The 16188-nt window shown below is 70.1% G+C and carries 15 protein-coding genes; 8 read left to right on the top strand and 7 right to left on the bottom strand.

From position 1 onward, the window contains the following. The 3 genes from B7438_RS20725 to B7438_RS11980 all read right to left on the bottom strand — a co-directional run. A partial coding sequence (locus B7438_RS20725; protein ID WP_373270197.1) for a hypothetical protein occupies positions 1 to 234 on the bottom strand: 234 nt, incomplete at its 3' end. 29 nt (positions 235 to 263) lie between these two features. Then, on the bottom strand, positions 264 to 797 hold the full coding sequence (locus B7438_RS11985; RefSeq protein ID WP_256922000.1) for a DUF6114 domain-containing protein: 534 nt from the start codon (positions 795 to 797) through the stop codon (positions 264 to 266). Next, positions 788 to 1384 carry a DUF6230 family protein gene (locus B7438_RS11980; protein WP_085369825.1) on the bottom strand — a complete coding sequence of 199 codons (597 nt, stop codon included), beginning with the start codon at positions 1382 to 1384 and terminating at the stop codon, positions 788 to 790. The genes B7438_RS11985 and B7438_RS11980 overlap by 10 nt, the downstream gene beginning before the upstream one ends. A gap of 125 nt (positions 1385 to 1509) precedes the next feature. On the opposite strand from B7438_RS11980, the gene B7438_RS11975 reads away from it, so the two are divergent. Then, positions 1510 to 2094, top strand: coding sequence for a TetR/AcrR family transcriptional regulator (locus B7438_RS11975; protein ID WP_085369824.1), 585 nt, complete (start codon positions 1510 to 1512; stop codon positions 2092 to 2094). A gap of 123 nt (positions 2095 to 2217) precedes the next feature. Here B7438_RS11975 and B7438_RS11970 read toward each other — a convergent pair whose 3' ends face one another. Further along, the gene (locus B7438_RS11970) at positions 2218 to 3294 is read right to left on the bottom strand and encodes a LacI family DNA-binding transcriptional regulator (protein ID WP_085369823.1); all 1077 of its coding nucleotides are present in this window, start codon (positions 3292 to 3294) and stop codon (positions 2218 to 2220) included. Between the two features lie 92 nt (positions 3295 to 3386). Here B7438_RS11970 and B7438_RS11965 point away from each other — a divergent pair, with 92 nt between their 5' ends. The 3 genes from B7438_RS11965 to B7438_RS11955 are packed head-to-tail and all read left to right on the top strand — an operon-like array spanning position 3387 to position 6732. Continuing rightward, positions 3387 to 4343, top strand: a complete 957-nt coding sequence (locus B7438_RS11965; protein WP_085369822.1) for a nucleoside hydrolase — start codon at positions 3387 to 3389, stop codon at positions 4341 to 4343. Continuing rightward, entirely contained in the window at positions 4340 to 5788 is a 1449-nt protein-coding gene (locus tag B7438_RS11960; protein ID WP_085369821.1) for an MFS transporter, read from the top strand. Before B7438_RS11965 ends, B7438_RS11960 begins: the two co-directional genes overlap by 4 nt. Then, positions 5785 to 6732, top strand: coding sequence for a ribokinase (locus tag B7438_RS11955; protein WP_256921999.1), 948 nt, complete (start codon positions 5785 to 5787; stop codon positions 6730 to 6732). The genes B7438_RS11960 and B7438_RS11955 overlap by 4 nt, the downstream gene beginning before the upstream one ends. A gap of 84 nt (positions 6733 to 6816) precedes the next feature. Here the strand turns inward: B7438_RS11955 and B7438_RS11950 are convergent, their stop codons facing one another. After that, positions 6817 to 7155, bottom strand: a complete 339-nt coding sequence (locus B7438_RS11950) for a hypothetical protein (protein WP_085369819.1) — start codon at positions 7153 to 7155, stop codon at positions 6817 to 6819. A 124-nt stretch (positions 7156 to 7279) separates the two neighbouring features. Further along, positions 7280 to 8113, bottom strand: coding sequence for a thioredoxin domain-containing protein (locus tag B7438_RS11945; protein WP_085369818.1), 834 nt, complete (start codon positions 8111 to 8113; stop codon positions 7280 to 7282). Between the two features lie 191 nt (positions 8114 to 8304). Here B7438_RS11945 and B7438_RS11940 point away from each other — a divergent pair, with 191 nt between their 5' ends. Continuing rightward, positions 8305 to 8931 (top strand): bifunctional 2-polyprenyl-6-hydroxyphenol methylase/3-demethylubiquinol 3-O-methyltransferase UbiG, encoded by a 627-nt coding sequence (locus B7438_RS11940; protein WP_085369817.1) that lies wholly within the window; start codon positions 8305 to 8307, stop codon positions 8929 to 8931. A gap of 16 nt (positions 8932 to 8947) precedes the next feature. Here B7438_RS11940 and B7438_RS11935 read toward each other — a convergent pair whose 3' ends face one another. Further along, the gene (locus B7438_RS11935; RefSeq protein ID WP_085369816.1) at positions 8948 to 10381 is read right to left on the bottom strand and encodes an MDR family MFS transporter; all 1434 of its coding nucleotides are present in this window, start codon (positions 10379 to 10381) and stop codon (positions 8948 to 8950) included. 104 nt (positions 10382 to 10485) lie between these two features. On the opposite strand from B7438_RS11935, the gene B7438_RS11930 reads away from it, so the two are divergent. From B7438_RS11930 to B7438_RS11920, 3 genes are all read left to right on the top strand, one after another. Next, complete coding sequence (locus B7438_RS11930) at positions 10486 to 11085, top strand: helix-turn-helix transcriptional regulator (RefSeq protein WP_085369815.1); 600 nt, start codon at positions 10486 to 10488, stop codon at positions 11083 to 11085. Continuing rightward, positions 11082 to 12344, top strand: coding sequence for an MFS transporter (locus tag B7438_RS11925; protein ID WP_085369814.1), 1263 nt, complete (start codon positions 11082 to 11084; stop codon positions 12342 to 12344). Before B7438_RS11930 ends, B7438_RS11925 begins: the two co-directional genes overlap by 4 nt. 112 nt (positions 12345 to 12456) lie before the next feature. Beyond that, positions 12457 to 16182 carry an AAA family ATPase gene (locus B7438_RS11920; RefSeq protein ID WP_373270196.1) on the top strand — a complete coding sequence of 1242 codons (3726 nt, stop codon included), beginning with the start codon at positions 12457 to 12459 and terminating at the stop codon, positions 16180 to 16182. Positions 16183 to 16188 lie beyond the last annotated feature (6 nt).

Below are 16188 nucleotides of genomic sequence, written 5' to 3'. Positions count from 1 at the left end.
GGTGCCGGGGATGGCCGGGGCCCCAGGGATTCCTGGCACGCCGGGCACGCCGGGCACGCCGGGCACGCCGGAACCGCCCGTCGGCGTCGGCGTGGGGGTCGGGGTGGGCGTGGGTGAGCTGCAGTCCATCAGCAACGGGATGCACCACGAGCCCTCCGGCACGACCATCGGCGCGCGGGCGAACCCGAACCCGACGAGCGCGACGGCGAGGAACACGGCGAGCGTTCCCCGCATCCCGCGGCGGCTGGGGTGATCGCGGCGGCTCAGGATGCTGCCCTTTCGTCGGCCCCTTCGTCGGCGCGGCGGAGCGCGGGGTCGCCCGCGGGGACGCCACCTGCCTCGTCGCTCGTGCGCGGCATCCACGCGACCGCCAGCACGCCACCGACGGTGCTCAGCAGCATCCCGACGAAGAAGCCGCCGAGGTTCACCCCGACCAGCGAATACACCGCGACCACCAGTGCGATCACGCCGTAGAAGATGCGGTGGGCTGGCATGGTGACGATGAGCACGCCGAGGAGCGCCAGCACGATCGGGATGATCGTCGCCTGCAGCCCCTCGATGCCGAGCTGCACGTGGATCTTGCCGATGTCCAGCTGGCCGGAGAAGAACAGCTCGACGCCGCCGAGGGCGATCAGGAGGCCGCCGAGGAACGGGCGCTGCCTGCGCCAGCGGGAGAAGCGGGACCAGGCGGTGGTGGTGGTGGAGTCACGGTCGGAGGTGGAGGCGTGCTCGGCGCGCCCGGCCCGCGCCCGGCGCCTACTACCCGCCCCCGCATCCCCGGTCGCGTTCAGAAGCATCCCTTGGATCCGTCCGTCAGCTGCACGTGCATCCCGGTCAGCGTGAACACCGACGCCTGGGTGCTCCACGCGGTCTGCTGCAGGTTGGCGATCTTCACCGTGTCCGCATCCTGGGCGAAGTCGCCCACTCCGCCTTTCGCGGCCGTGTTGACCGTGGAGGCGTCGACGCCGATCCGGATGTTGCCGAAGGTCGAGTCGCCTTTGAGGTCGGTCATCCCGATCTGCAGGTCGGAGGCGCTCGCCGGGGATCCGCCGCCGCCCGCCGTGATGAGGAGGCCGACCTTGCCCATCGGCGTGTCCGTGACGACCGACTGGCAGAGGTCGGAGAGTGTCGCCGATTTGATGTTGGCGATGGCGACCTGGTGGTCTTTGCCCGCCGTGTCGGGGGCGACGCCCGCGTACTGGCTGAAGCCGGTCCCGTCGAGCTGCGATGCGCTGATCTGGAACTGGCTGCCGGACACCGCGAACGACACGGGGACGGCGCCGTTGGCGACACCCGCCATCAGCAGCGACGACACCACGGCCACGGGGACGGCAGCGAGCACGACCCGTCCGGTGTGGGAGCGGGTGAGTGAGCGGAACTTCATCGATCCTCCTCGTTTTGGGGTATTGACAGCGGCGGTGCTGGTCAGGTCGGAACCCCACGAGCGAGCATATTCACTATTGACGACTTGTCAATAGTGCGCGGGATGCGGGTGGCTAGGCTCGTCGCATGGAGATCGACCGGCGCACCCGCCTGACCCCGGATGAACGCCGGGCCCAGCTGGTCGCGCTCGGGGTCGGGTTCCTGGTCGACAACCCGCTGGATGCGCTCACCATCGAGGGCCTGTCCGCCCAGGCCGGCGTGTCGCGGGCACTGCTGTTCCACTACTTCGGAACGAAGCAGGGGCTGCACCGCGAGGTGGTGCGCACGGCACGCGACAGCATGTTGCGCGCGACGCAACCGCAGGAGGACCTGCCGCCGCTCGACCGGCTGCACGACACCCTCAGCAGGATCGTCCAGTTCGTGCGTAACCACCGGGGCACGTTCTACTCGCTGGTGCGCGGCGTGGCCAGCGGGGACACCGAGGTGCGCGAGGTGGTCGAGGAGGCGCGCGCGGAGCAGGCCGAGCGGGTGATCGCGGTGTTCGTCGAGCTCGGCATCCCCGACACCGAGCTGCTGCGCATCGCGCTGCGGTCGTGGGTCGCGTTCGCGGAGGAGGCGCTGGTGCGCAGCGCCCTCGGCACCGACCTGGCCTCGGACGAGGTTGTCGCGTTCCTGGAACGCAGCGCGCGCGCCGTCGTCGCCGCCCTCTGAGGCGCCCACTGGCAGCTCGCGCGCGCCTCCCGCGCCGAGATGCCAGTAACTGTCGCGCATCCCGGGCGTTTCGCGACAGTTACTGGCATCTCGCGGGATGGGCGCGCGGGGCCGGAGCCTGGGTCAGGCGGTGGAGCCGCGGGCGATGAGGGTCGCGACGAGGTCGGGCGGCGGGCCGCCGGCGGCGTCGGCGCCGTCGATCTGCGCGACGAGGCTGCGCGCCGCGGCGCGGCCGAGCGGCTCGCCGGGGAGCCGCACCGTGGTCAGCGGCGGCGCCGTCACGCGCGAGTATGGGAGGTCGTCGAAGCCGGTCACCGCCACGTCGCCCGGCACCGACAGTCCGGATGCGCGCGCCGCTTCGAGCACGCCGTACGCGTGCGTGTCCGTCGCGCACACCACCGCCGTCACCCCGTCGGCGCGCCACTCCGGCCACGCCGCGCCGAAGGCCGCCGCCGCCGCGCCGAGCTCGATGATGCTGCGGGCCGCATCCGGGGCGCTCACGGTCATCCCGTTGCGTTCGGCCGCTGCGGTGAGCTGTTCGCGGCGCAGCTGGAAGGTGCGGGTGTCCGTGATGCTGTCGAGGTAGCCGAGCGTGCGGTGGCCGCGGGAGGCGAGGTGCGCGGCGAGCGCGTCGATCGCGTCTCGCATGTCGTAGTTGACGGCGGCGACGTCGGTGCGCAGCTCCGGCGCATCCAGGACCACCAGCGGCGCGTCGTCTCCGAGCTCGTCGAGGAACGCGTCGGAGGGCGCATCCACCAGGTAGCCGGCCGGCCGCAGCCCGGCGAACCTGCGCACGTCGGAGGCGGACGGCTGCACCCCGCTCTCCGTCACGGACAGCACGAGCTGGAAGCGCGGGCCGAGCTCCTGCTCGATGCCCTGGATCACCGAGCCGAAGAACGGGTTCGACAGGTCGGGGGCGACGAGCACGACGAGGTCGGACCGTCCGCGGGCGAGCGCGCTCGCCCCCTGGTCGACCACGTAACCGAGTTCGGCGACCGAGGCGCGCACCCGCTCGATGTTGGCGGGGGAGACCCGCCCGTCCGTCTTGCCGTTGAGCACGAGCGACACCGTCGCCACCGAGAGTCCGGCGTGCGCGGCCACCTGCGCGGCCGTCACCCTGGTCGTCGCCCGGGATGCGCGGGGTGCGCTGGACGCGCCCGATGCACGGGATGCTCGGGATGCTCGGGATGGGCGGGGCATACGTCGATGCTATCGGCGGGCGATTTCACGTCAAGCGCTTAACGTGATAAGCATTAAGCGCTTAACTCATCCCCCGACGAAGTGGAGCCCCCGTGGCCAATCCGGGCAAGAAAATCATCCTCGACTGCGACCCAGGGCACGATGACGCCATCGCGATGCTGCTGGCGCACGGCAACCCAGACATCGAGTTGCTCGCCGTCACCACCGTGGTCGGCAACCAGACGCTGCCGAAGGTCACGCGCAACGCGCTCGCCGTCGCCGAGATCGCCGGCATGATCGGCGTCCCGATCGCCGCCGGAGCGACCCGCCCGCTCGTGCGCACCATCGAGAACGCTCCGGACATCCACGGAGACTCGGGCATGGACGGCCCCGTCCTCCCCGAGCCGACCACCCAGGTGGATGCGCGTCACGCGGTCGACCTGATCATCGACACGATCATGGCCAACGAGCCGGGCACGGTCACCCTCGTGCCGACCGGCGGCCTCACCAACATCGCGCTGGCCGTGCGCAAGGAGCCGCGCATCGCCGAGCGCGTCAAGGAGGTCGTGCTCATGGGCGGCGGCTACCACGTCGGCAACTGGAGCGCGGTCGCGGAGTTCAACATCAAGATCGACCCGGAGGCGGCGCACATCGTCTTCAACGAGAGCTGGCCGGTGGTGATGGTCGGTCTCGACCTCACCCATCAGGCGCTCGCGACGCCCGACGTCGTCGCGGCGATCAGTGCGGTCGGCACGAAGCCGGCGCGGTTCGTCGTCGAGCTGCTCGAGTTCTTCGGCCAGACGTACAAGGAGGCGCAGGGCTTCGACGCCCCGCCCGTCCACGACCCGTGCGCCGTCGCATACGTGATCGACCCGAGCATCGTCCGCACCGTCAAGGTGCCCATCGACATCGAGCTCACCGGCACGCTCACCCTCGGGATGACCGTGGCGGACTTCCGTGCGCCAGCGCCGGACGACTGCACCACTTGGGCGGCCACCGACCTCGACCCCGAACGCTTCTGGGCGCTCGTCGTCGACGCACTCGAGCGCATCGGGGAGGTCGACGCATGAGCGGCCTGACCGCATCCACCGGCGCTACCGGCGCCACCCGCACCGGCTCCGGCCTGACCAGCGGCGGCAAGAGCCTCGCCGCGCTCACTGCCGCGCTGCTCGCCGCCTGCGTCGCGTTCCAGCTGAACGCGAGCATGCTGAGCCCGGTGCTCGTCACCATCGCGCACGAGCTGAAGACCGACGACGCCTCCGTCGGGCTGTCGCAGACCATGTTCTTCACGCTCGCCGCCCTGTTCTCGTTGTTCCTCCCGCGGCTCAGCGACATCGTCGGACGCAAGCGCATCCTGATCGGGATGCTCGTGGTGATGATGCTCGGAAGCGTCGTCGCCGCCCTGGCCGTCAACCTGCCGATGCTGTACGTCGGCCGCGCGATCCAAGGCGTCTCCGGGCCGGTCGTCCCCGTCTGCCTGCTGATGCTGCGCGCCGAGATCTCCGACCCGAAGAAGTACGGAGCGGCGATGGGCCTGCTCACCGCTGTCAATGGCGGCATCGCAGGTATCGACGCCATCGCAGGCGGCTGGCTCGCGACCACGCTCGGCTTCCGTTCCGTGTTCTGGGTCATCGCGGTGGTCTCGGTGATCGCCGTGGCGCTCGTCCTGATCTGGGGCGTCGAGTCGAAGCCGTCGGCAGGCACCCGGATGGACTGGTGGGGCGTCATCCCGCTCGTCGTCTCCATCGGCGCACTGCTGATGGCGCTCAACGAGGCGGGCAAGCTGGCCGCGGCCAACTGGGCGCTCGTCATCGGCGGCATCGTGCTGTCGCTGGTCGCGTTCGTGGTGTTCTGGTTCGTGGAGAAGCGCATCCGGGAGCCGCTGGTGCCGCCGAAGTACCTGCGCCAGCGCAGCACCTGGGCCCTGCTGGTCACCACGCTGCTGACGATGACCGGTGTGTTCGCCGTCGTCAACGGGCTCGTCACCTCGATCGCCCAGAACGGCGATGCCGGGTTCGGGATGCAGGCCGACCTCGCGTCGCTCGCCTTCCTCACCCCGTATGCGATCGTCGGCTGGATCGTCGGACCGTTCGCCGGACGCCTCGCGCCGACGCTCGGCTACCGCACCGTGCTGCGCGTCGGACTCGTCGGCAGCATCGTGGCGACCCTGATCATGGCGTTCGTCGGCGTGCACTCGATGCCGGTGCTGATCGTCGCGACCGTGCTGATCGGCATCTGCTACGCCGGCATCGCGAACATCATGCTCAACGGCCTCGGCATCGTGCTCTCCCCGGCCGACAACCCCGGCTTCCTGCCCGGCCTCAACGCCGGAGCGTTCAACCTCGGCGCCGGCCTCAGCTTCGCGCTGCTTCCCGTGCTGCAGGTCGTCCTCAGCCCCGCCGGAAGCACCTCGACGGTCGGCTACAGCGCCGGGATGCTCGTGGGCGCTGCGATCACGGTCGTCGCCCTCGCGGTGTCGTTCCTCATCCCGAAGCCCGTCACGGCGGAGGCATGAGCGGCGGAGGCGTGAGCGGTGGAGGCATGAGCGGCTCCGGCATCCTGATCGTCGGGTCGCTGAACGCCGACCTGGTCGTGCGCACCGAGCGCTTCCCCGGACCGGGGGAGACCGTGCGCGGCTCCGAACTCGTGACCCTTCCGGGAGGCAAGGGCGCGAACCAGGCCGCGGCGGCCGCGCTGCTCGGCGGCGACGTCCGGATGCTCGGAGCCGTCGGCACCGACGCCCACGGCGAGCTGCTGACCGGCTCGCTGCGCCGCGCGGGTGCCGACGTCGACGGAGTGCGCAGGATCGACGGCACCGCCACCGGCACGGCGATGATCACGGTGAACGCCGACGGCGAGAACACCATCGTGGTGAGCCCGGGCGCCAACGACCGCCTGACCGCCGAGGACGTGCGCGACAGCGACGCGTTCACGGGTCGCGGCGTGCTCGGACTGTGCCTCGAGATCGACACGGCCGTCGTGGTCGCCGCCGCCCAGCGTGCGGCGGCCGATGGCGCGACCGTGCTGCTCAACCTCTCCCCGTACGCGGAGGTGCCGGACGCGCTGCTCGCGGCGACGGACGTGCTGCTCGTCAACGAGCACGAGGCGTCGACGCTGCTCGGCGTCGACGTGGAATCCGTGCAGGCGGCGGAGGTCGCATCCCGGCTCGCCGGACGCGGGATCCGGCGGGCAGTCGTCACTCGCGGGTCGGAGGGCGCGTTCGTGTTCGACGACGGCGACCACACCACGGTGCCGGCGGTCCCGGTCTCCGCGGTCGACACCACGGGATGCGGCGACGCGTTCATGGGAGCGCTCGCGCTGCGCCTGGCCGCCGGGGAGACGCTCGCGGCCTCCGCGGCGTTCGCAGCCGTCGTCGGTGCGTACGCGGCCACCGGCCACGGCGCCCAGTCGTCGTACCCCACCATCGCCCAGCTGGAGGCCTTCCGCGCCTCCCGCTGACCCAAACAATCGAGCCGGGAGTTATGTACGCGCCGCTCGGCGTGTCGCGTACATAACTCCCGGCTCGATGGCTTGGGGGTGGGGTCAGGCGTCGGGGTCGCGGGCGGCGTCGATGGCCGTGTCCGGGTCGGCGTCGATGTCTGCGGGGTCCGCGTGCTCGTCGTAGAGCGGGGAGGCCTCGGTGGGGGAGCCGCCCGTCGGGCCGTCGTTGCCGTCGCCGGCACCGGGCCAGACCGTCTCTCCGGCGACCGCGTCCGTGGTGACCAGGTCGTCCGCGAAGTCGGCGGCGGCAATCGGATCGTCCGCCGCGTAGTCGACGTCGCCGTCGGCCGGGTCCACCCAGCCTGCCGTGTCTCCGGCGTCCGCGTCGCCGAGCAGGTCGTCGTCGAGGCCGTCGATGCCGTCGTCCGGGATGCGGTCCATGGTGTTTCCCTTCGCCGTCCGTGCTGGTGTCCGTGCTGGTGCAGCGAACGCTACACCGCGCCGGCGAACGACAGAAGCGCCCGGTCAGAAGACCGGGCGCTCCCGTGCTGCGCTGCTGCGCGTGCTACTTCTTCGGCGTCGGAGTGGGGAAGGTCACGCTTCCGCTGGCACCGGCGTCCTTGACGGCCGTTCCGACGAACGACGCGAACGTGGTGGCGTCGGTGAAACCGCCCGAGTATCGCTGGCCGTTCACGAACACGGTCGGCGTTCCGAACCCGTTCGCTCCCCGCAGCTGCGGGTCGCTCACCGCGGAGGCGGTGCGGTTCGTGACGAACTTGGCGAACCGCTGGTCGTTGACGCAGTCGGTGACCTTCTGCGACGAGACCCCCTTGTCCTTGAACAGCTTCAGCATCTCCGCGTTGGTCAAGCCGGAGCCTGTCTGCTCATCCGGCTGGTTGGCGAACAGGGCGCTGTTGATGTCGAAGAACTTGTCCGGCTCGTAGTTGGCGACACAGGATGCGGCTGCCGCTGCCCTGGTCGAGTACTTCTTGTTCGTGGGCGAGTCCAGGATCGCGACCGGGTGGATCTCCAGGGTCGCCTGGCCGTCCGCCATCCACTGCTTCATCTGGTCGGAGTTCGTGGTCTCGAACTGGTTGCAGTACGGGCACTGGTAGTCGAGCCAGATCTGGATGTGCGCCGTCTTGCCGTCGAGTGTCTGCTTGGTCGGCGTCGGCTCTGCGCCCTTCGCGATGGCGGGCGTGGTCACCGCCTTGTCCGACGCGGTGAGCAGGATGCCCCCGCTCTGCATGTTCTTCGGGTTGGCGACGTTGTTGGCCGCGTTGACCCCGGCGAAGATGAACCCGCCGACGATCGCCAGCACGGCGACGATCCCGACGATCACCGAACCCTGCACGATGATCTTGCGGCGCTTGGCCTTCTTGGCGGCTTCCTCGCGCATGAGGCGGGCGTGTTCCCTCGCCTCTTCCCGGCGGTCGCGTTTATTCGGCCCCGAAGCGCCCCTGCCTGTTGCCATTCGGCTCAATCCCATCAACGGTGAACAGTTCCGTGACGATGTTATTGGCTGAATGCTTTGAAGGGGCTGTGCCGGTGCCGTAGCGTTGCAGAGATGCGAGACGAAGGTGAGCGACTGTGACGGCAGCGAAAGCCGAAGAGCCGGGAGGCTCCGGCAGCGGAACGGCCGGCCTCGATTACGCCGAGCGACTCCGCAGGCTCGACAACTCCTGGTGGAGGAGGACGCTCAACGTCCAGGCGCCGTACCGGTACAACATCCGGCACATGCACCTCGGCAGGGTCCTCGACATCGGCTGCGGTCTCGGCCGCAACCTCGCCCACCTCGGCAACAACGGCGTCGGCGTCGACCACAACCCCGAGTCGATCGCGACCGCACGCGCCCGCGGCCTCACTGCGTTCACGAGCGACGAGTTCCCGTCCTCTCCGTATGCGGTGCCCGGCAGCTTCGACGCCGCCCTCGTCGCGCACGTGGTCGAGCACCTGGATCCCGACTTCGCCGTGGAGCTCATCCAGAGCTACCTGCCGTATGTGCGTTCGGGCGGGCAGGTGGCGTTCATCACGCCGCAGGAGCGCGGATATCGCAGCGACGCGACGCACGTGACGTTCGTCGACTTCGATGGCCTGCGCGAACTGAGTGTGAAGCTCGGGCTGACGCCGATCCGGCAGTACTCGTTCCCGTTCCCTCGGGCCGCGGGCAAGGCGTTCCCGTACAACGAGTTCGTGATGCTGGCGCGCAAGCCGTAGCGAGACGAAGCGGTCCTCAGCTCGCCGGCGTGAACGCCACGTCTTCCACCCGCGAGCGCGGCATCGACGCGCCGGCGGCGATGGTCAGCGCCGAGACGACTGCGACCGACACGAACACCGCCGTCGCCGCGGCCTGCACCGTCGCCGGGTCGTGCTCGCCGCCCGCCGAGCCGGCGATGATCGAGTTGGCGATCGCGCCGAAGACCGCGACTCCGACCGCGCTGCCGATCGAGCGGGCGAACATATTGGTGCCCGTCACGACGCCTCGCTCGTTCCAGTCGACGCTCGACTGGGCAGCGATGAGGGTCGGGGTGGCGATCAGGCCCATCCCGAGGCCGACGATGAAGCAGCTGATCGCGACGAACGCGACGCTCGGGTGCACGCTGGTCGCCGCGAGCGTGATCGCCCCGACGAGCGCGATGGCCGAGCCGAGCAGTGCCGTGTTGCGGAAGCCGATGCGCAGGTAGAAGCGTCCGGACTGGGAGGCGGCGATCGGCCAGCCGATGGTGAGCGCCGCGACCGCCAGGCCGGAGATGAAGGGCGTGACGTGCACCGTTCCTTCGAGGTAGGTCGGCACGTAGGAGGTGAGCCCGATCAGGATCGCGCCGACGCCGAGCGACACCAGCGTGGTCGTCACCAGCAGCCGCCGGGAGAACACCCAGAGCGGGAGCACGGGTTCCGCCGCGCGCCGCTCGACCAGCACGAACACCACCAGGATGAGGCCGCCCAGCACGAACGAGCCGATGCTCCACACCGAGTTCCAGGCCCAGCCGGTCCCGCCTTCGAGCACCGCCAGGATGAGCAGCGTCATGCCGGAGGTGAGCAGGATCGAGCCCGCGTAGTCGATCCGGTGCTTGCGGCGTTCGATCTTCTCGTGGAAGGTGCGCATCAGCATCCACCCGGCCAGGATGCACAGGGGCACGTTGACGAAGAAGATCCACCTCCACGAGGTGAACTCGGAGAACAGGCCGCCGAGCGTCGGCCCGACCACCGAGGAGATCGCCCAGACGCTCGCCAGGTAGCCCTGCGCCTTCGCGCGTTCTGCGACGGTGTAGATGTCTCCGGCGATGGTGACGGCCATCGGCTGGATGGCTCCGGCGCCGAGGCCCTGCACGGCGCGGAACGCGATGAGGGCCGGCATGCTCCAGGCGAACCCGCACAGCACGGAGCCGACGAGGAACAGTCCGATGCCGATGAGGACGATCGGCTTGCGCCCGATGGTGTCGGACAGCTTGGCGTAGAGGGGGACGGAGACGGCCTGCGCGAGCAGGTACACCGAGAACAGCCAGGGGAACTGCGAGAACCCGCCGAGGTCGGCGACGATCGACGGGACGGCCGTGGCCAGGATGGTCGAGTCGATGGCGACCAGTCCGGTGGTCAGCATCAGCGCGATCAGGATGGGCCCTCGCTCGGACCGGAATCCGATATTGGCCGTGGTGGTGCTCGACATCGCTCTCCCGCTCTGTTGCGTTCGTTAACGTTCTACAACAACGCGTTGCCCGGTCAACCATTCCCCGCTTGACGTGAAAGAACGGACAGCCGACAATGTGAAACATGTCTTTCACATCGAGCAGGCCCGAGGACCGGCGGCAGGTCACCGACGCCCGCGCGCTCCGTGCCCTCGCGCATCCACTGCGGCTCGCCCTGCTCAATCACCTGATGGCGTTCGGCACCCAGACGGCCAGCCAGTGCGCGGAGGTCGTCGGCTCCACCGCCTCCAACTGCAGCTACCACCTGCGCTCGCTCGCGCGCTACGGCCTGGTCGAGTCCGTCGACCCGGTGGATGGACGTGAGCGGCCCTGGCGCTCCACCGCCACGGGGCTGCAGTTCGGCAGCAGCGATGACCCGGCCACCGCCCTCGGCTCCGACACCGTCGAACGCGCCCTGGTCGAGAAGCAGATCGACGACGAGGCGGCGCTCACCCGCCGCGCCGTCGCCGGCCGCGACGCGCAGCCGGAGGAGTGGAAGGACGCGATGACGCTCTCCGGCTACGCCCTGCGCATGACGCCGCAGGAGCTCCGCGATCTCGGCGAACGACTGGATGCGCTCATCCGCCCGTACATCGGCCTCACCCGCGACGACGCCCCGGAGGGCAGCGACGTCGTCGCCCTCCACCTCAACGCGTACCGCCACCCGGATGCGAGGACATCGTGACGGAGACCCGGCCACCGCAGGCGGGGGAGCGGAAGCGCTCGCCGCTGTTCCGGCGCGACTTCGCCCTGGTCTGGGCCAGCAGCTTCATCTCCGACACCGGCGACTGGCTGCTGATGATCGCGCTGCCGCTGTTCGCGTTCGCCGTCACGGGCAGCGCGCTCGGCGCATCCACCGTTTTCCTGGCCGAGCTCGTGCCGATGCTCGTGCTCGGCAGCTTCCTCGGCGTGCTCGTCGACCGCTGGGACCACCGCAGGACGATGATCGTCGCCAACCTGCTCCAGGGCGCTCTGCTGCTCCCGCTGCTGGCGGCGTCCGCCGACCGGATGTGGATCGTCTACGTCGTCGCAGCGCTCGAGGCGTGCCTCGGCGCGATCGTCAACCCGGCCAAGCAGGCACTGGTGCCGCGCCTCGTCGACGACAAGCAGCTCGGCCAGGGCAACGCGCTGATGGCGGTGAGCGACAACCTGGCCAGGCTGATCGGGTCCCCGCTCGGCGGCCTGGCGTTCGTGCTGGTCGGGCTGCCCGGCGTGGTGGTGGTGGATGCGGCGAGCTACTTGCTCAGCGCCGGACTGGTCGCGCTCAGCCGGCCCCGTGCATCCACTGCGCCGGACGCCGACCACCCGCCGCTGCCGCGCGTGCACTTCCTGCGGCAGTGGCTCGATGGCCTCTCCACCATCCGCAGGGTGCGTCCGCTCGGCGCTGTGACGGCGATCACCACGCTCGGCCAGTTCGCGCAGGGCATCTTCCTGGTCCTCTTCATCGTGTACGTCACCGACCGGCTCGGGGCGAACGGCACCGAGGTCGGTCTGCTGCGCGGCGTGCAGGCCATCGGCGGCGTGATCGGCGGGCTGCTCAGCGGGGTGCTGCTGCGCCGGTTCGCCCCGCGCATCCTGGTCGGCGCCGGCTACCTCGTCTTCGGGGTGATCTCGCTGCTCACCTGGAACCTGTACCCGGTGACCACCGCGGTCGGCGTGTACGTCGGCCTGTTCATCGCCGTCGGCATCCCGGCCGTCGCCACCACCACCGGCCTGATCACGATCGTGCAGCGCGTCACGCCGCCGGAGGCGCTCGGCCGCGTGTTCGCGTCGGTCACCACCTTCGGCGGCGCCGCTCAGGGCGCCGGGCTGCTGGTGGCCGGTTTCCTCGCCGAACATGTCGACGTCGTCGCCATCCTGAACGGCCAGGCGCTCGTGTACCTCGCCTGCGGATTGCTCGGCCTCGCGCTGCTCGGGGAGAGGGTGCGTCGCAGCGAGCGGTAGCCTGGACAGTGCCCTTTAGCGCGAAACTCGCCCGGATTGCAAGGGGAATACTGGAATCAGCCCGTAGGGTGGCCGTGTGTGGCGACTGGACAGGAAGAACGAGGATGACGACATGATGTCGGACATTCCGGACGATGACGCCCTCAACCCGCAGAACACCACGTCACCGCACGCGATCAGCCTCGGTGACCCTGCTCTCGTGGCCGGCAACATCGCCGAACCCGTGTGGCACCGGTGGCGTGAGGAGATCGCGGCCCTCGGCGGCGCATCCCCTCTGCTGCACTTCGAGGACAGCCCGCGGACGCGCATCGAGCTGAGCTCGACGCATCCCGGCGGCCTTCCGCAGTTCATCACCGGTCAGTCGACGCTGCTGTCGAGCCTGATCCGCGACGAACTCGCTTTGCGCACCGCGCGCGCCGCCGCCAACGCGATCACGGCCAAGGGCATCGAGCTGCGCTCGGTGCGCGGCATCGAGTCCGTGCACCTGGCGATCGGTCTCGCCCAGTGGCGCCACGGCGGGGAGGAGTACACCGCTCCGATCCTGCTGCGCCCGCTCGCGATCCGCCGCTACGGTCGCGACTTCGAACTCAAGCTCAAGGGCCAGCCGTACCTCAACCCCGAGCTGGCGCGTGCTCTCGCCGAGCAGTTCCAGATCACTCTCGACGCGGATGCGTTCGTCGCGCTCGCCCTCACCAACGGCGTGTTCAAGCCGCAGCCCGTGATCGACCGCCTGCGCGGACTGACATCGCACCTGCCCTGGTTCAACGTGCAGCCGCGCCTCGTCGTGTCGTCGTTCGCCGATGTGGCGACCGCCATGCGGGCCGAGGCGGAAGACCTCGACAACGTGGTCCTGGATGCGCTGGCCGGCAACCCGTCCGCCCGCCGCACGGTCGAGAGTGCCTTCAACCCGGTGCAGCCCGTTCGTCAGGATGAGCGCCCTCCCGCCACGGACACGCTGCTGCTGGATGCGGACGAGGAGCAGGAGAACGTCGTCGCCCAGATCGCGGCGGGCAACTCCATCGTCGTCAAGACACTGCCGGGCACCGGTGGGACGCAGACCATCGTCAACGCCGTCGGCGCGCTCGTCGCCCAGCACAAGCGCGTGCTCGTCGTGACCCCGCGCCGGTCCAGCATCGAAGACATCACGCACCGGCTCACCCAGGTGGGGCTGCCCGGCCTCGCCGTGACGCCGCGCACGCTCCGCCGCGACGTGATCCAGTCGATCGGCCGCAACGAGAAGGCCACCCAGCCGAAGGTCACCGACGTCGACGAGGCGCTCGTGCGCCTCCGCAAGGTGCTGCTCGACTACCGCTCGGCGCTCACCCGCCGCGATCCCGTGCTCAAGGTGTCCGTCCTGGATGCGCTCGGCGAGCTGTCCCGCCTGTCGCTGCTGCCCACTCCGCCGTCCACGACGGCGCGGCTGGACCGCGCATCCATCGAGTTGCTGGCGAACGACAGGCCGGCCGCCGCCGACGCGCTCATCCGCGCGGCCAGGCTCGGCGAGTTCCGCTACGGCCCGAACGACTCGCCCTGGTACGGCGCCTCCTTCGGCACGACGGCCGAGGGCAACGCGGCGCACGAGCTGGCGAAGAAGCTCAACCGCTCCGAACTGCCCCGCCTGCTCGAACGCGCGAAGTCGCTGATCGGTCAGACCAGGATGCGGCCGTTCGAGTCGATCGCGGAGCTGGGCGTCTACCTGCGCCTCCTGATGGATGTGCGCGAGACGCTCGACAAGTTCCAGCCGGCCGTCTACGACCGCTCGATCGCCGAACTCATAGCGGCGACGGCGACGCGCCGCGAGTCGCCGACCATGTCCGGCGCCAACCGCCGACGCCTGCGCAAGCTGGCGCTCGAATACGTGCGCCCCGGCGTGCACGTCACCGACCTCAACGAGAGCCTGCGGCGCATCCAGCAGCAGCGCATCCTGTGGCAGCGGTTCGCCGCCGCCGGCGTGGTGCCGGAGGTGCCGGTGGGCATCGCCGACGTGCAGGTCGCGTACCAGCGCGTCGCGGAAGACCTCGCACGGCTCGACATCCCGCTGCGCCGCACGGGAACGCCGTTCTCGCTGTCCGTCCTCCCCGTCGACGAGCTGACCAGGCAGATCGCCGGGCTCGCCGCGGAGTCGGAGGTGCTCGCCAACCTGCAGGAGCGCACGGCGCTCCTCACCGAGTTGCGCGAGCGGAAGCTCGACCCGCTGCTCTCCGACCTGTCGCTGCGGCACGTGCCGGAGACCCAGGTGTCCGCCGAGCTCGAACTGGCCTGGTGGCAGTCGGTGCTGGAGACGCTGCTCGCCTCCGACCGCGCCCTGCTCAACGGCAACACCGGTGTGCTCGACCGCCTCGAAGCCGACTTCCGCCTGGTCGACGAGGCGCACGCCTCCGCCACCGGGCAGCAGCTCGCGTGGATGCTCGCAGAGACCTGGAAGATCGGCATCGTCGACTGGCCGGAGGAAGCTGCGGCGCTCAAGAAGCTGCTGAAGAGCGACAAGACCACGGCGGCGACCCTCAACGAGGTCGCGCCGCACCTGGCACGCCCGCTCGCGCCGGTCTGGCTGGTGTCGCCGTACGAGGTGACCTCGATCAGCCAGGATGTCGCGTTCGACGCCGTCCTCCTCGTCGACGCCGGCGCATCCATGCTGTCGGAGAACGTGCCGGTCATCCGCCGCGCCCGCCAGATCGTGGCGTTCGGCGACCCGGTGACGCAGACGCCGTCCCCGTTCGACATCGGCGCGCACGAATACGGCACGACGGTCGACCAGGTGGACGTGGATGCCGCGCACGCGGGCTCGGCGCTGGCCCAGCTGTCCGAACTGCTCCCGGTCTACACGCTCACCCGCAGCTACCGCGCGGGCGGGGAAGACCTCGCCGACCTCGTCAACCGCCGGTTCTACGGCGGGATGATCGACTCGCTGCCCTGGGCGGGAACCTACCTCGGCCACGGTAGCCTCACCCTCAACTACGTCACCGGCGGCCAGGGGATGCCGGACAGCGACACCGGAGCCGTGGAGAGCACGGACGCCGAAGTGTCGAAGGTGGTCGAGCTGGTGCTCGAGCACGCCACGGAGCGTCCCCGCGAATCCCTGATGGTGATCACGGCGAGCGAGCGGCACGCCGTGCGCGTCAACCAGGCCGTGCTTGCGGCGTTCGCCAAGCGCACGGAACTGGCCGACTTCATCCTGAAAGACCGGGCGGAGCCGTTCACGGTGGTGACGCTGGAGCAGTCGGTGGCGCAGAGCCGCGACCGCGTCGTCTTCTCCATCGGATACGGCCGCACCCCGCACGGCCGCCTGCTCTCCAACTTCGGGGCCCTCGCGGAGCCGGGAGGGGAGCGGCTGCTCGCCGTCGGCATGACCCGCGCCCGCCGCGGCATGGACATCGTCTCCTGCTTCAAGCCGGAAGACATCGACGAGACCAGGATGCGCCACGGCATGGCCGCGCTCGCCCAGGTGCTCGGCGAGGCCGACCAGATCCAGGCGGCGACCGCCCAGTACCTCAGCCACGACGCGGACCCGATGGTGCTCGACCTCGCCAAACGCCTCACCAGGCGGGGACTGGATGTGCAGCTCGGCTACCGGGGCAAGCTCGCGCTCGTCGCCTCCCACGCCGGACGCGCGGTCGCGGTCGAGACCGACGACGACGTCAACAAGGGCAGCCTCCGCGAATCCCTGCGCCTGCGCCCCGACGTCCTCCGCCGCCTCGGCTGGCACTACCTCCGCGTGCACAGCTTCGAACTGTTCGCCGACCCGGACGCGGTCGCGTCCCGGATCGCCCGGCTGATCGGCATCACCGAGCCGGACACGCAGACGGCCCCGATCTCGATCCCGGTGCAGCAGGGCTAGGTTTCG

Source organism: Leifsonia sp. NCR5, from assembly GCF_002105485.1.
GTDB lineage: Bacteria > Actinomycetota > Actinomycetes > Actinomycetales > Microbacteriaceae > Leifsonia.
This window is presented reverse-complemented; position numbering and strand designations above follow the sequence as displayed.

What these genes read in the sequence shown, in the direction of transcription:
- B7438_RS11960 (WP_085369821.1), top strand. Translation starts at nt 4,340, where the DNA reads ATGAGCGGCCTGACCGCATCCACCGGCGCTACCGGCGCCACCCGCACC.
- B7438_RS11955 (WP_256921999.1), top strand. Translation starts at nt 5,785, where the DNA reads ATGAGCGGCGGAGGCGTGAGCGGTGGAGGCATGAGCGGCTCCGGCATC.
- B7438_RS11985 (WP_256922000.1), bottom strand. Translation starts at nt 797, where the DNA reads ATGCTTCTGAACGCGACCGGGGATGCGGGGGCGGGTAGTAGGCGCCGG.
- B7438_RS11930 (WP_085369815.1), top strand. Translation starts at nt 10,486, where the DNA reads ATGTCTTTCACATCGAGCAGGCCCGAGGACCGGCGGCAGGTCACCGAC.
- B7438_RS11945 (WP_085369818.1), bottom strand. Translation starts at nt 8,113, where the DNA reads ATGCGCGAGGAAGCCGCCAAGAAGGCCAAGCGCCGCAAGATCATCGTG.
- B7438_RS11935 (WP_085369816.1), bottom strand. Translation starts at nt 10,381, where the DNA reads ATGTCGAGCACCACCACGGCCAATATCGGATTCCGGTCCGAGCGAGGG.
- B7438_RS11970 (WP_085369823.1), bottom strand. Translation starts at nt 3,294, where the DNA reads ATGCCCCGCCCATCCCGAGCATCCCGAGCATCCCGTGCATCGGGCGCG.
- B7438_RS11975 (WP_085369824.1), top strand. Translation starts at nt 1,510, where the DNA reads ATGGAGATCGACCGGCGCACCCGCCTGACCCCGGATGAACGCCGGGCC.
- B7438_RS11920 (WP_373270196.1), top strand. Translation starts at nt 12,457, where the DNA reads ATGATGTCGGACATTCCGGACGATGACGCCCTCAACCCGCAGAACACC.
- B7438_RS11980 (WP_085369825.1), bottom strand. Translation starts at nt 1,384, where the DNA reads ATGAAGTTCCGCTCACTCACCCGCTCCCACACCGGACGGGTCGTGCTC.
- B7438_RS11950 (WP_085369819.1), bottom strand. Translation starts at nt 7,155, where the DNA reads ATGGACCGCATCCCGGACGACGGCATCGACGGCCTCGACGACGACCTG.